Origin of the sequence: Mycobacterium sp. VKM Ac-1816D (assembly GCF_000416385.1) — a bacterium.
GTDB lineage: Bacteria > Actinomycetota > Actinomycetes > Mycobacteriales > Mycobacteriaceae > Mycobacterium > Mycobacterium neoaurum_A.
The window spans coordinates 1-313 of the sequence record NZ_AOHQ01000047.1 but is presented as its reverse complement, the minus strand read 5'-3'; the positions used below and the strand labels follow the sequence as shown (position 1 = coordinate 313).

Sequence of the window (313 nt, the reverse complement as noted above, 5' to 3'; positions counted from 1 at the left end):
GCTTCTGGTCTTGACTCCACTAGATGGCTCTCCAATAATTAGCTCCATAGGATGTGAAGCATTATACATCCATGCTTTTGGGAGCTCATTTGGTTGTTCTTCTAGTGATTCAGGGGCCATAACCTCTAGACTATCACCTGGGTCAGCATCCTCTACTATGGGTGTGAAGGGGTTTGATTCATCAAATCTAAAATGAATAGATTCTTCAAGAGTTTGGGATTTCTTGTTGAAAACTCTATAAGCTTTGCTATTCATGGAATAACCCAGGAAAATGCCTTCATCTGATTTCGGCTAAAATTTCCTAAGTGATCTT

General features: G+C 39.9%; 1 protein-coding gene. It reads right to left on the bottom strand.

Features of this window, described 5'->3' with window-relative positions; genetic code table 11:
• On the bottom strand, positions 1-255 hold a 255-nt coding region (locus tag G154_RS26975; RefSeq protein ID WP_237742467.1), incomplete at its 3' end, for a hypothetical protein.
• Positions 256-313 lie beyond the last annotated feature (58 nt).